The sequence below is a fragment of the Marinomonas sp. TI.3.20 genome, assembly GCF_038155025.1.
GTDB classification, from domain to species: Bacteria; Pseudomonadota; Gammaproteobacteria; order Pseudomonadales; family Marinomonadaceae; genus Marinomonas; species Marinomonas flavescens.
Genome location: NZ_JBAKAS010000001.1, coordinates 457736 through 471847 on the forward strand (window position 1 = coordinate 457736; position 14112 = coordinate 471847).

General features: G+C 43.0%; 16 protein-coding genes. 2 read left to right on the forward strand and 14 right to left on the reverse strand.

What is annotated here, in order from left to right; all coding sequences use genetic code 11:
* Positions 1-100 precede the first annotated feature (100 nt).
* Entirely contained in the window at positions 101-1966 is a 1866-nt protein-coding gene (locus tag V6259_RS02160; RefSeq protein ID WP_341583137.1) for a DUF294 nucleotidyltransferase-like domain-containing protein, read from the forward strand.
* Complete coding sequence (locus V6259_RS02165) at positions 1966-2643, forward strand: 3'-5' exonuclease (protein WP_133010929.1); 678 nt, start codon at positions 1966-1968, stop codon at positions 2641-2643. The genes V6259_RS02160 and V6259_RS02165 overlap by 1 nt, the downstream gene beginning before the upstream one ends.
* Here V6259_RS02165 and V6259_RS02170 read toward each other — a convergent pair.
* The 14 genes from V6259_RS02170 to V6259_RS02230 all read right to left on the reverse strand — a co-directional run bounded on the left by V6259_RS02170 (position 2633) and on the right by V6259_RS02230 (position 14086).
* Positions 2633-3064 (reverse strand): organic hydroperoxide resistance protein, encoded by a 432-nt coding sequence (locus V6259_RS02170; RefSeq protein ID WP_341583138.1) that lies wholly within the window; start codon positions 3062-3064, stop codon positions 2633-2635. The two genes, V6259_RS02165 and V6259_RS02170, sit on opposite strands and share 11 nt — an antisense overlap.
* A 111-nt stretch (positions 3065-3175) precedes the next feature.
* On the reverse strand, positions 3176-3610 hold the full coding sequence (locus V6259_RS02175) for a MarR family winged helix-turn-helix transcriptional regulator (RefSeq protein WP_133010931.1): 435 nt from the start codon (positions 3608-3610) through the stop codon (positions 3176-3178).
* Positions 3611-3751: 141 nt separating this feature from the next.
* Positions 3752-4570, reverse strand: coding sequence for a UDP-2,3-diacylglucosamine diphosphatase (locus V6259_RS02180; protein WP_341583139.1), 819 nt, complete (start codon positions 4568-4570; stop codon positions 3752-3754).
* Between the two features lie 78 nt (positions 4571-4648).
* On the reverse strand, positions 4649-6421 hold the full coding sequence (locus V6259_RS02185) for a GGDEF domain-containing protein (RefSeq protein WP_341583140.1): 1773 nt from the start codon (positions 6419-6421) through the stop codon (positions 4649-4651).
* 403 nt (positions 6422-6824) lie between these two features.
* Positions 6825-7007 (reverse strand): hypothetical protein, encoded by a 183-nt coding sequence (locus V6259_RS02190; protein ID WP_341583141.1) that lies wholly within the window; start codon positions 7005-7007, stop codon positions 6825-6827.
* Between the two features lie 221 nt (positions 7008-7228).
* Complete coding sequence (locus V6259_RS02195; RefSeq protein WP_341583142.1) at positions 7229-8272, reverse strand: LPP20 family lipoprotein; 1044 nt, start codon at positions 8270-8272, stop codon at positions 7229-7231.
* Positions 8273-8274: 2 nt separating this feature from the next.
* Positions 8275-8877 (reverse strand): penicillin-binding protein activator LpoB, encoded by a 603-nt coding sequence (locus V6259_RS02200; RefSeq protein WP_341583143.1) that lies wholly within the window; start codon positions 8875-8877, stop codon positions 8275-8277.
* A gap of 49 nt (positions 8878-8926) precedes the next feature.
* Positions 8927-10603, reverse strand: a complete 1677-nt coding sequence (locus V6259_RS02205) for a hypothetical protein (RefSeq protein ID WP_341583144.1) — start codon at positions 10601-10603, stop codon at positions 8927-8929.
* A 1-nt stretch (position 10604) separates the two neighbouring features.
* Entirely contained in the window at positions 10605-10730 is a 126-nt protein-coding gene (locus V6259_RS20015; protein WP_445928493.1) for a disulfide bond formation protein B, read from the reverse strand.
* A 112-nt stretch (positions 10731-10842) separates the two neighbouring features.
* Positions 10843-11325, reverse strand: a complete 483-nt coding sequence (secB, locus tag V6259_RS02210; protein WP_341583145.1) for a protein-export chaperone SecB — start codon at positions 11323-11325, stop codon at positions 10843-10845.
* Between the two features lie 89 nt (positions 11326-11414).
* Positions 11415-11669, reverse strand: coding sequence for a glutaredoxin 3 (grxC, locus tag V6259_RS02215; protein ID WP_133013036.1), 255 nt, complete (start codon positions 11667-11669; stop codon positions 11415-11417).
* 11 nt (positions 11670-11680) lie between these two features.
* Positions 11681-12103: a rhodanese-like domain-containing protein gene (locus tag V6259_RS02220; protein WP_338068576.1), complete on the reverse strand. Its 423-nt coding sequence runs from the start codon at positions 12101-12103 to the stop codon at positions 11681-11683.
* A 212-nt stretch (positions 12104-12315) separates the two neighbouring features.
* On the reverse strand, positions 12316-13119 hold the full coding sequence (locus V6259_RS02225) for a DUF1338 domain-containing protein (RefSeq protein WP_341583146.1): 804 nt from the start codon (positions 13117-13119) through the stop codon (positions 12316-12318).
* Positions 13120-13216: 97 nt separating this feature from the next.
* Positions 13217-14086, reverse strand: a complete 870-nt coding sequence (locus V6259_RS02230; protein WP_133013038.1) for a LysR family transcriptional regulator — start codon at positions 14084-14086, stop codon at positions 13217-13219.
* Positions 14087-14112: the final 26 nt, after the last annotated feature.

Here is a 14112-nt window from a genome sequence, read left to right on the forward strand (position 1 = left end):
AGTTTCTTTGTAAACGTCTAGACATTAGTCTAAGTGCCATTCAATTGTTACTGGAAAAAGCGCATTATGTGGTTAACTCGATACCAAGAGCAAAACGATAATGGCGGCCATTGACGTTCCAGAAGTACAAAAGTTCATCGCAAACACCCCTCCTTTTTCCAATCTTTCTCACGCTCAAATAACAACCTTGCTGACAGGCATGAGCTTGTCTTATGTGCGCCAAGGGCAAAAATTAGTTCTTATAGACGAATCCGCGACGGTTCATTTAATTCGTCGTGGTGCTTGTGAGATACGCACGCCTAAAGGCGCTTTAGTCGATCAAATTGCGGATGGAGAATGCTTTGGTGTATTGACTGTGTTGGCACAAAATCCAGATGGTCTGGAAGTGGTTGCGATGGAAGACAGCTTGGTATATCGCTTTGATAAACAAGCCTTTTGTAAGGTGCTTGAACAGAGCGAGTCGTTAGCGTTATTTTTCAAACATACGCGCCAACATCGATCCCGTAAATTATCCCGCAGCCAATCCGCAGATTTGAATACCCCAGTACTTCAGCTGTCTACACCGATAGAACAGATAATGACTCGTCAGCTCGTTCAAGCAACCTTGGATGAAACGGTGCAAGTGGCCGCGGCTAGAATGACGGAAGCGAGAGTAAGCTCTATTCTCATTATTGAAGATAAGCATTTAGTGGGTATCGTAACGGATCGAGATCTTCGTTCCCGAGTATTGGCGTTAGGTATGAGTGCAGAGGTAACGCTTGCTAATATTATGACGGGTGATCCCGCGACTCTAGAACCAAAGGCGTTAGTGATGGAGGCTCAAACATTGATGAGCGAGCATAATATACATCACCTACCTATCGTGTCTGCTGAGGGTGTTCCTGTTGGTATGATGACGGCGGCTGATTTATTGCGTCATCAAGAGCTCAGTCCGATTCTTTTGATTAATCAAATTCACCGACAATTAACCGTAGAGAGTTTGGCTCGTGTTTGCCAGCAGTGGCCTACTTTAATTGTAAATTTGATTCTAACGGATATGAAACCAGCGGATATTGGCAAAGTGCTGGCCGCCGTCAGTGATAACTTAACACAACGACTTATTGAACTTGCCATTAATGAGTTGGGTGAGCCACCCATGGCATTTCAGTTTTTGGTCTTTGGTTCACAGGCAAGAAGTGACCAATCCCTAGGCAGTGATCAAGATAATGGTTTGATGCTATCAAGAGCACCTACTGAAGCAGAAGGTGCATACTTCTCCGCCTTAGCTCGCTTTGTTTGTGATGGGTTAGGAGACTGTGGTATTCGTTTGTGCCCTGGCGATATTATGGCGAGCAACCCAAAGTGGCGAATGACGCGATCACAATGGCAACAAGTCTTTTCGAAATGGATCTCGAGTTCGACACCAGAAGCCCTTTTAAAAGCGAGTATTTTTTTTGATGTGCGCTGTGTTTATGGCGATGAAGAGTCTGTTGTAACACTGCTCAAAAGTATGCAGACAGAAGTAGCAAATCATAGTTTGTTTTTGGCAACATTAACGCGCAGTGCCTTGGCATCGAAACCGCCATTGGGCTTTTTCCGACATTTTTTACTAGAGTCGTCGGGTGAACATAAGCATCAATTAGACTTAAAGCATCAGGGGTTAGCGCTGATCAACGACATTGCTCGTTTGTATGGATTGGCTTGTGATAGGTATCGAGTGGGAACGATTGAGCGTTTAGAACAGGCGATTTATGAAAAACGCATAAGTTCGGATACCGCACGTAATTTGATGGATGCCTGGCATGAGTTGAATGCGCTGCGATTAGAAGCACAACGCCGGCACTGGCAATCATCAGGTAAGGCCAGCGCTTACCTTGACCCTAGTCTTTTAAGTCCGTTAGAACGGACACATTTGAAAGCAACATTTGCCATTATTAAAGACGCACAAGAGGTTGCTTTGCAGCACTTTGCTGGCGGTTACGCTTAGTGTTAACGTCTCTTTTTAATAGGTTCAAAGCATGGCGACTTCATAAGTCGAGTGAAAAGCGGCCATGGCAAGAATGGGACTATTTGGTGCTAGACATTGAAACGAGTGGGTTGGACCCTAAGCATGATCATATTGTGAGTGTTGGCTGGGTATTGATTCAAAATGGGCAGATTCAACTGGATACCGCGCGGCACCTATTGCTAGATGGTGCTCAAGTAGAAGACAGTATTGGTATTCATCTAATAACAGATGGTGATGTAGCGGATCATGGGCGTCGTGAAGAAGGTGTCATTCGTTATCTTAGGCAATTGCTTCGCGATAAAGTATTAGTAATGCACCATTCCCCCTTAGAGCTCGGCTTTTTAAAAGCATGGTGGCAGCAACTAAAACAACCACCACTGTCGGTGAGTTGGCTAGATACATTGGCAATCGAAAGAACAAAATCAACTCGTAACGATCAGCCAATTCAAGAGGGAGGGTTTCGTCTAGCGCCTTGTAGAGCACGCTATGGGTTGCCTGATTACCAAGGGCACGACGCGTTAACCGATGCCTTAGCCACAGCAGAGCTGTTACTGGCGCAAGTGGCTTATCAAGGCAAAGGTTGCCGCCTACATGACTTATTAGAGATAGGCGGAGGTCATGTGACCTTTACGTCAAAACAAAAGTTTAAACGTTGACGCTCAGTGTAACGGCGATATTGTTACGAGTCGCATTTGAATATGGGCAAACTTGATGCGCATCATCCACTAATTTTTCTGCAAGCGTTTTGTCCAATCCCGGTATGTTAACCACGAGTTTTGCAGCAATACCAAAACCATGTTCAATTGGCCCAATGCTAACAGACGCATCAATACTGGTTTCTGTTGGTAACGTGACTTTTTGTTGTGATGCAACCAATTGCAGCGCACCAATAAAGCAAGCCGAGTAACCCGCGGCAAACAGTTGTTCAGGGTTGGTGCCTTCACCACCGGCGCCACCAAGTGCTTTTGGGGTGCTCAGTTTAACATTGAGAGCGCCATCATCGGAGCGTGATTCTCCCGTACGTCCACCTTTTGATGTTGCGTGTGCGGTGTAAAGAACCTCATTTAATGTTGTCATTGCTGTCTCCTAATGTTGAAATTTAAAATAAAATAGCTAGCTATTAAATAGCGCGCTATTAGATAGCTAAAAAATAAGAACTTAGTTACAAGGCACTCTTCTATAATCGTCTTAAGAGTGTGTAAGTAAGCTCTGTCGAAGTGCTTCTATTGCTACTTTGGTATTCGATAGCTCATCCAACGAAAGATCCACAGCACAAACTGCCTGTTGAATGATGCCTTCTACTTTGGTTTCTAAGGCTTCACCTTGCTCGGTTAGCTCGATGATGACATGACGTTCATCCTCTTGAGCGCGGTGCCTTGTGACAAAGCCGGCCACCTCCATTCTTTTCAGTAACGGGGTGAGGGTGGCTGAGTCTAAATAGAGCTGTTCTCCAATGGTTGATACGGAGCAGGATCTATGTTGCCAAAGTACAATTAAAACCAGGTATTGTGGGTAAGTGATGCCTAAAGGCTTGAGTAATTTCCGGTATAACTTATTCATCGCCAACGACGTTGAATACAAGGAAAAACACAAAAGCTCATTTAACTTTGGAGCGCCTGTCATGGCGGACTTACCTCTAAACTCTGGATTCGTTTATAGTAGATAGCGCGCTATTTAATAGCAATACCTTCTATTCCGCTTCCTTGCTTTTTGACGCCTTGATCCTATTTTAGTGTTCTTTTGACTCCAAATTTGAGCATTTTGTTATGTCGCCTTTGATGGAGTTGGCGAGCCATTAGGTGTAAACCCCCAATTGTCATTTAGTGGTTCTGTGGCAAGATGTCTGGGCTGCTCTGACCAATGAATAAGATTGAGTTGCCCGCTTGGTGCTTCGGTTAATGCGGTGCAATGCTCAACCCAATCGCCATCATTGCAATACAACACATCGTCTTTGATGCGAAATGATGCGTAGTGAATATGCCCACAGATATAGCCATCGACCTGATGATTTTTAGCCGATTTCAGCGCCGCGGTTTCAAAACGCTCGATGAACTCTTTTGCCTTGTTAATATGTGTTTTTAGATAACCAGCCAGCGACCAATAGGGCAAACCGAATAAGCGGCGTACGCCATTAATCCATTGATTCAGAGAAAGCATAAGGCCATGGGCGCGGTCGCCAATGGCTAACATAAGAGGGCTTATCTTTATCATTTGGTCGAATTCATCACCGTGGCTCACATAAAAGGTACGTCCATCTGAGGTGGTGTGTCTGGCATTCAGACGGATATCTATGCCTGATAGTGTTTGTCCCGCGAATTGTCGAAAGAAGGCGTCATGGTTCCCAGGAATATAAATCACCTTAGTGCCAGTGCGAGCCATGTCGAGTACTTGTTCAATAATCCGTGTATGGGTATCGACAAAATGCGCGCGGTTTTTCATCTCTTGTAAATCGATAATGTCGCCAACCAAATACAGGGTTTCCGTCGTGATTTTTTGTAGAAAATCTAGCAAATGATCCGCTTGGCACGCTTTAGTGCCTAAGTGGACATCTGAAATAAAGACCGAACGAAAAGTGTTTTGCATAACAGCTTCCTTTAAACGATTTAGTCTTAGAGTAGGGAGGCTTTATGACAAATTCATGAGCGCCATATGACAGTTTTGTCACACCGCGCTCATTGGTTCGCAATAGGTGTTTTGATAAGGTTGAATATAAAGGGCATTTCCGCCTTTTTGTTTGGCTGATTTTTTTGCTTGGGCGGCCAGTTCTGCAACAAGGTGATGGTTGTCACACTCTTCTGGGTTCGGGTTTACTACGCCAATGGCTAAGCTCAAAATCGGATGAAATAGCGTATTACCTTGGCGATCCTGAGTCCAAACACCGCCTTCTTGTAAAGTCTCTTGGGTGTAGAAATGACGCACCTCTAGGGCAAACTTATCTAAGATGGCGCGGCATTGATGCTCCCAATTTTGCGAGCGGAAAATAGCGACAAAATCGTCTCCACCAATATGGCCTATAAAATTACCTTCGGGGCTGACCAGTTCTTTGATTAGATTCCCCACGAGTTGGATCACCGCATCGCCTTTTGCGTAGCCAAAATAGTCATTGAAGGGTTTGAAATCGTTGAGATCGAAATAGGCCACGTGAAAATCTTCTTTAGCGGCCAATCGCAAACTGACTTCTTTATGAATTGGAACATTCCCGGGCAACAAGGTTAACGGATTTGAGTAGGTCGCATTCTGTATTTTTAATTCGGTAATGCGCTTTAGTAAGTCACGTAAATGCCCAGTACCTATAAATTTCCCTTCTTGAACAATGATGATTTCATTGTTCAATGCATCCGCTTCTTGATTGGTTACTAGTGCCGACACGCTTGATAAGCTGGCCGTGCTCTCAACGATTAATATGTCGTCACTGAGTAATAGCGTTGCGGGCTTATGCTCGTATAAAGATCGTCCATAGGTGGTCGAGAAAAGCTCATGGAGCTGGTGTCGACGAATGACACCAATCGGTTTTTCATTCTTGAGTATGGGAACCGCAAATAAAGTCGGGTAGTCAGTAAAAAGCTGCGACACCAAATTTAAAGGGCTATTGGCTAATGCGGCTGGTGTTGTACGACATAATGTTTGTACTGTTTCGGCGTGATCTATGTTAAATGTTGAACGTCGTTGGGCCTGTTTTTGTAAATAAAGATGAGTGTTTGGAATCGGGTTCTCTGTTGGTCTGCCTAGGAAAAAACCCTGACCAAGAGTGACTCCCATTTCAATAAGTTGGTCCAGTTCTTGTTGTGTTTCTATGCCTTCTGCGATCAACTTACAGTCAAGACGCTGTGAAATTGTGATGATGGAGCGAACAAACTCACGCTTGATGTCGTCTTTATCAATATCATGAATAAAGTGTTTGTCGATTTTAACAATGTCAGGTTGTAATTCTGACCAGAGTCTTAGTCCCGAATAGCCGACGCCCAAATCATCAATAGCAACTTGGAAGCCCATTTTTCGATAATGCTCGACACTGGTTCTAGATAAACCATTGTGATCGTAGGGGTGTTGCTCAGAGAGCTCGATAATAATGTCTTTCTGGTCTAAACCGAGATCATTAAGAATGGATAATGTCATGCCTTTTTGGTGGTAAGGAGAGCTTAGTAAAGAAGCGCTAACGTTTAAAAAAAGGCGACCCGGTAGGGAAAGTTTTGCGTAGCGAGTTAAAGCTCGTTCACGGCAAAGTAGCTCAAGCTCATGAAGGCGGTTTTCTTCTGTGGCTAAAGAAAAAAGCGCATCAGGTGAATAAAGCGGTGTGTTTTTTGGACCACGAGAAAGGGCTTCATGGCCGTAGACTTTACCAGAGGTTAAATCAAATATAGGCTGAAAAACCGGCGTGATTAAACTATGGCTAAGAATGTTATCCAGTAAGACATTTTTTTCAATCGGGCTCATGCTCTCTCAAATACTTATATGACGGTATTAAAATGCAAGTTTATGTCAAATTTGTGACCGTTTAATGACCGAGCGAAATAGGTAAAAAAGAAAGGATTGTTTTATTCTTGGTTAATGATTACGACTCAAAATACATTAGAGAGAATAGCTCAAAAGGAATGTCTGAAAGGTTAAAAAAGAGGGTGTTAAAAATGTTTATTGAAAGGTATGTAAGTATGAATAACTGAGTTCAAATAGCTGGGTTTGAATTGTGGACAACTACGTCGTCTAGGAAGTAAAACAGCACCCCGTAGCCTGATCGGTATTTTTATTCTTACCTTACGATCGGGAACATTGGGTTCTTAGTCTTCACAACGGTTGTTTTGTGACAACGGAAGTCGACTAATGGTATTAGCGCTAATGATTAGTGAGCTGTGTGGCCTTGAGCAGAACGTGCTGGAATTAAACTAACAATGGCTTTTTTCATGGCAGAAAACATTTTTTTGAATGCTAGCGCTAAATAGTAGCGGCGCATTTCGTATGCTTTTTCAACATAATAATCAGTGTCGATGTTACCAGTGTTATCGTATTTTAAATCAGTATTCATGTTATATCCCCTACATTAGAATCGTATTTTCTTTACGATGCTAATGATAGAGGGAGAGTAATTCTTGTACAAACGATCAATACTCAGCTTATAGATGAGAAAAACTAAACATCAAAAATCATCATGACTTTAGGCTATTATTGTCAAAAGATGATGAGATTAATGTATGCCGCTTTATCTTTTTTACTTTGTTCGTTTTCCGTGCATCTGACATCTGAACGCTACTTTTGGCCAGTCAACCAAGTGAACAAGAAAGAGACCGCTTTCTTAGACCAGTCTGCTGAGGCTTTGTTTTTAGCGCTTTCTTTGTTTTTATCTATACCTCTAGCACTGACATTCCAGGTGGCGAGCCGGCTACCACTTGGTCCGGTGAGGGACAGAGTACCTTCTTCAAACACATAGTAGCGGCCATTTTGGGTTTGTGTATGGTTTGAGGTCTGCGAAGAGAGCGTGAAAACAGCGTTATTTTTTGCGGTTAAACCATATTTTGACAGTTCGCTAGCAAGTTGATTTGCTTTATTTGTTGTCGATACATCAAATCCATACTGGCTTAGCGCTTGGTTCAATTGGCGTTCAGCGTTTTGAATAGTGTGATCGGCGTGACCGATTAATGCCTCTTGTGTTGAGTACAGATTTAATTCGTCTTGATAGGTTTTGCGTTGGGCAAATAATGGAATTAATCCCATGTAGGTTCGCCAATCTTTCACCTCAGCGGGCTCATCACTCGTGGTGCTCAATCTTGCCATTGCACTGCGAATTTTGTCATCGGTATCTTGAAGGGTTGTTTTTAATTTAGCCACAATACGTTGACGATCAATAGACTGCAGTACATAAACGTAATCATGCCCTGCAAAACGCTGCTCATTAACGGTTTGCTCCAGCTCAATAGGCGCTGTTTTCACTTGGGTGTAAGCACTTTGAACACGAACAACTTGCTCACCTTGGCTTGATGTAGAAGAAACCTGAGTGTCTTGGGTGTTTATCTGGCTGACTTGCGTACGCAGCTGTTGGGCAATCTGAGCATTGCCATTTTGTTCCGCTTGCGAAAAGGCTAAAGCAAGATTGTCGATACGCGGTGCGCTGCCCACACCATAAAGGTGTGAGCTGTCCCTTGGAGGAGATAGCACCCAATCAGGAACACTGGATGGATCTGTTTTGACTAGACCGTCCTCTGGTAGGGCGCTAAGGCAGCCAGTAAGGCTGACAACGCTAAATGATGCAACCAGCAACCAACTAAGGGTGCGGGGGAGTGACGCTTTTTTCATGGTTAAAAGAAGCCGCCCTTAGTCGCCAGTTTTTTGATTTGCTTCTGGCCATTCCACACTTCTTCATTGGTGGTCATATTAATCAATTTCAAATCCACTTGATAAAAGGTAACGCGTTGATCGCCATTAGAATCGACAATGGAATTGATGGTTCCTGAAAGCGCAAAGCCAGCACCTTGTTCAAGACCGAATTTTGCAGCGGTGTCGGGCGCGGCGTTCATTTCTTGGTCGCTTCTCTCTGTACGAATGTCTTCACGTTCGGCGCCAGAGACGACGAAATTGACCTTGCCAGCACGTAGTAAGCTGCGCTTAATGTCGTTTACAAAGGTATCCACCGGAATATGTTCTGAGCTTTTATTGCGAATGGTTTGAATGATAATAGTTGGATTGCCTTTTTTCGAAAAACTGTAATCTCGGTACCAAGGAAAACTCAGCATGTCATTGATCATGGCATCAGCAACCAGTTTTGAATCGATATTATTCCATCGATCAGAAAGTGCGACTTCTGTGTTGGTATCGATACGCTTTACGCTGCCAGAGCAAGCGGCCAAGGTGACGGCAAGCAGTATTACCAGCAAGTGTTTCCATTGAGCTATTATTCGCATAATTTGAGTCCTTGTTTTCTGCCCAAGATATTAGGCGGTTATACTAAGTTTAGTAGGGGTTACGTAAGTTCCACACTTTTATTTCATTCGGTTTTAAAGCAAATTTCTCATGTGAAAAATGTTGTTTATCCACTGAATAGTTTGGTTCATAGGTATTCGGAGGTAACGGCTCTCGGGTTAATCTGATCTGTGCTGGGAGCGTTAGCCAATTGCGAGTGTCGGCGGCAGACGAAGAAAAAACTGCGACTTGCCCAATCAAACTTAATATTAAGCTAGCCGTATTGTCTTTCACGCTTCGGGCGATTCTATCAGCCAACCAGCTTCTTAATAATTCGCGTACTAATCCTTCGTATATATCTCGTTGTGCTTCGGATAACTGTTCTTGTAAGGCAATATCAGCCAGCGATGTCATGCGAATCGTGTTCACAGGCGGTAGTTCACTGTCTTGTCCATTTAGACTTAAAATTGGTGTCTGGTCATCAAGCTTAAAGCGGCGGTAATAAGGAACGGTGACACGGATAAATTGTTGAGTCAGTAAGGTGTCTAAATGAGCGGCTTCTAGTTGTCGCCACACTGCTGGGCCAAGGATAACACGCTTAGTGAAAACACCTCCTAGTGCTCCCCAAGCACCGCCTGCTTTGTAGTTGGCGATGAGATTTAAAGGACTGATGTCTGAATACACCATAGTAAACCAACGAAAGGCATCGTTTTGCTGTCCTTGGTCGCTTCCCCCAAGTGGCTGGAGCACTAAAGAGTAAGCGCTCGGGTCTGCATACAGTTGTAAGGTCATTTCACTTTTGTCTGGAACGAAGCCTTCATTTTCGAGAATAACTAACTCGCCATCGTCTTTTTTGTAGGAGGCAAGTACCGTTTGCATCTTTGGTGACAGCTTGGCCGCAATCAGCTTATCGATATCATCCTTACTCCAATCACCGCCTTTACGCATCATGCGAATACTATCCAGCCAGGCGCGTTCAGCCGTCATATTAGAGAGACTGTATTGCTTGGCATACCCTTCTTCGTAGAGTTTGGCAGCGTCCTGATAGCTGATACGAGCATCGTCGTATTGTTGGCTTATTTCGTACTGTAAGCCTTCCATATATCGGGCCCAAGCATCATCTCGATACGCGTATTTTTCAGTGCTGCGGCCACCGTTATAAAAGTTGCCTAACCAACTTAGCGCTTTCATATAAAAAGCTTGGTTAGCCTTTGCGTTTAGATCTTGATAAGTCGGTTTTTGAGCTTGAATTTCATTAAGTTTGTTATCGATACGGCGAGCTTCTACAAGGGCGGCATCGAGTAATTTCTCTTTTTGATCGCGGTCTTTGGCTTGTGAGGACAAGGCGAGATAGTTAAGCGATTTAAAATAACTGATATAGACGCGTTCTAGTGGGCTACCTCGATAGTCTTCTTGTCTAGGGTTGCTTAACAAAGCCCATGCACGATTTTTGAAATTCTGTTGAAAGAAGGTATCACTTAAGATATCGGCTTGTGCAAGTAACTCGTTGCTACGTTTATAGTCGCCTTGGTTTTGTGCTAAAGCGCCCATTTCGAGGAAGTAGAGTAATTGATCTTGAGGGCTATCATGCAGCGCATCGGAAAATTTTCCTTCTGCACTTTTCCATTGTCCCTGTTTGGCGAGAGTAAGGCCTTGATCTATTTCTTGTTTATAAGTTGCACAACCGGTTAGTAAAGTGAAACTAATCCATATCACAGCCCACTTCACATTAGTGCCCTTTACCTAAAAACTGATTAATGAACAGTAAGCCGATCAATGCCATGCAAGCCAAGTAAAGTAGAAGCCAGCGAGCTTTTAAACAATATGGGCAGGGTTTTTTCTTCTTTTTTGTCATGATGGTCAACGCCGTATTTTTAGGTCGCTATAAAAATGATCGAGATGATTACACTATGCCACAAAAAAGGAGGCGCTGAGCCTCCTTTTATAAACAATAATGCGAGTAATGGCTACTGCGTTGTTGTCGTTTCTTCTGCTTGCTGTGATTGCAGGTTATCTAAATAAAGCGCATCAAAGTTAATCGGTGCAAGCATAACTGCTGGGAAGCTTCCTTTAACGATAGTTGCGTCAACATTTTCGCGAGCATAAGGGAATAATGTTGCTGGGCAGAAAGCGCCTAGTGCATGATGAAGTTGTTGATCATCAAGACCTGCAATAACGAATAGGCCACCTTGTTGAACTTGTACAAGGTAAGCAGGCTCATCAGCATTTTTCACATTCAATGTAATGTCCAGAACAACTTCATACACGTTTTCACCTACTTGGCGACTACGGGTATTAAGTTCCATGCCAACTTCTGGTTGCCATTCTTCTTGGAAAATCATCGGTGAACGTGGTGATTCAAAAGAAATATCTTTTAGAAAAACACGTTGCAGAGAAAGCTGAGGACCTTGTTCTTCTTGGTTTACTGCCGCTTCGTTATTATCAGCCATTATTATTCCTTTTTCTTATGTTGAGTATTCCGATCCACTGCGAAAGGTAGCAGCGCCGTTTTTATTTAATGGTTTAACGCCGTGCTGTATTAGCTGGCGAGTAAACGATCAAGTGTTTTGTTTCTTTCTAAATCAAAAAGATCATCACAACCACCAACATGGGTATCACCAACCCAAATTTGAGGGACGGTATGACGACCACTTTTCGCCATCATTTCTTGGCGTTTTTTAGGTTGTCCATCCACACGAATTTCGTCGAATGCAATGTTCTTTTTGGCTAATAACTGTTTTGCACGAGTACAAAACGGACAATAGTCACTAGAGTAAATTGTTACAGTCGCCATAATCGTCTCTCTTATTTTTTCACTAGAGGCAAGTTAGATGTTTGCCACTCGGAGATGCCGCCTTGGAGTTTGTATATCTTGCTGAAGCCTGCTTTTTTCAGCTCTTTCGAGCTTGCGCCAGAGTGGACACCAGATTTGCATACTACAATAATAGGGGCATCTTTGTGTTTCTCAAGCTTTGCTAAGCTATCTTTGATTTTAGCGGCAGGGATGTTTATCGCGCCGGTAATATGACCTGTTTTAAATTCCTTTTCTGGACGGATATCTAAAATCACCGCCTCTTCCGTGTTCATTAGGTTTGTTGCTGCAGAAGGAGATAATCCTTTTGGGCCACTTTTAGTTTCAGAAAAGACAAGAGTCACTAGGATTGCCAAAAATACAGCAACCATTTCCCAGTGAGCAGTCGCAAATTCAATAAATTGATTCATCATCATAACGGTAAGACCTGTAAAAAAACTGCCAGCATTATACACGGCCAGCTTAGCGGGTACATACTCCTGATAGGAGGATGTAGTTTCTTAGAAAAACATTACACTTTGACAACAATGATAAAAAAAGCCAATTGGCTATTTATCGAGGCTGATACAAGCCTTTTTAAATAGCCAACTGGCTTTTAATGAATGCAAGGATTGAGCTTAGTTTGACGTTACTTGGTGTTTGTTGAGTCAAATATCTTGTCGGCATTACCTTCAATAAAACTATCGAATAATGTTCCATCACTTGTTTTATGACGACGAGCGAATTCATAAAAGCAGCTAGGGATCGTTTTTTCTTTGCCGTCAGAGAAGGTGTAATGAATTTTATCGGCCATGGTCGAAGATTGCTCTAAGTACACACTTGGTGAGCCCTTAATGACACCGCCAACTTGATTCAACAAATAACCTTCGCTTAATAGCAACTGATTCACTTCTTCAAGAGTCGTGAATCTCTCAAGTAAGTTAACGCTGACTGTAAAATGGTTAGCTTGCAAACCCATAGTGGCAAACCAAGCGGCGTATTCACTGTGTTCAGTTAGCGTATCGTACTGATCTAAAGTCGGTTTTTTCCATAATAGACCTGACCAGAAAATGGCAGGAGACTGAACGGCGTCTTCTGGAATTTGATCGATCATGGTGTTGATAATACGCTGACAGCTTTCTGGTAACTCATTAACGAGCAGTTCTGAGAGAAAAATCTTAGGCCAATCATTATGATCAGGGTGCTTGTAACAGCGGGCAACTAGGTGTTTGTTTTCAAAACGAAAAGCGCCATAGGCTTGATACCCCATACTTTCTAATTGAGGCTCTAACTTTTCTAAAGAAATTGGCGAATTAGCAAAAGTACGGAACGCAATGTGGTCATTTAATACGGTTTCACCGTGGCTTTTAAACAAGGCCTGAATGCGATTAGCCTGAGGCGTCATGGTGATATAATGTTGCCATAGAGAATCGAAAAATTGTGGTGCTTGCATAACTTACCTCTAAAAAATGATTGGCCGTTTGTGTGACTTTACTGGATAGCGTGTTTTATCAGCAAAGGGTAAAAATGCATTTTGTCATGCGAAAAAATTATGCGACTCTCGATTTAATGGCGCTTTTTTTGCCAAAGAATTTATTCTTCGACATTAAAATGGTGTTTATCACGTAAGCGGGAAAGCTGCGGTCTTTATTATGCGCCAAACCAACCACACGTTTCAGTGCAATATCATTCAATGTCCGCAAGACAATGTCTCCTCGGCCTCGCGCTGAATGCTCCGGAATCAATGAGATTCCTAGCCCTGCTGCCACTAGATCTAATGCGTATTCTTCTGTTTTGACTTGCGCTCTCACATCAGTAGTAAGCCCTTGTTTTTGCATGATGAAGTTCCACGACTCCAAAATGTCGCAAGGCGTCCGAGAAACAAAAGGTTGTTTATCAATTTGCTTGATGGAAATGGATGTGTAATCCGCTAACCAGTAGCCGACGGGCATAGCCACGACATAATCATCTTCCCATAGTGGGTAAAAGACATCGTCGTTTTTTGTGTAGCTATCACAAGTGAATCGTAAGTCGGCACTCTCGGAGGCATCTACCAAACTTAGCGTGAGCCCAGGGATTTCATCAAGCATGGTTTTTATTACTTGGCTGATTAGGGTTCCAGAAAGGAATGGAGCTAAAGAAATGGACAAGGTTAATGGCTTGGCATTCTTACGGAACATGTCCTTTATGTCGTTGAGTTCATTTACCATTCGACATGCATGGGGATAAAGTTGAGTGCCACTGTCTGTTGGTGCAACGCCTTTAGAGTGACGAACAAATAATTTAGTGTCTAAATCCTCTTCTAGTTGTGACAGTGTGGTGGAAATCGACGGTTGTGCAATAAAACAACGTTTCGCTGCAGCGCTTAAACTGCGCTCTTCAAAAACAGCAATAAAATATCGAAGTGATCGAACATCCATAAATATTTCCTCTGTGTCGCTTTTGT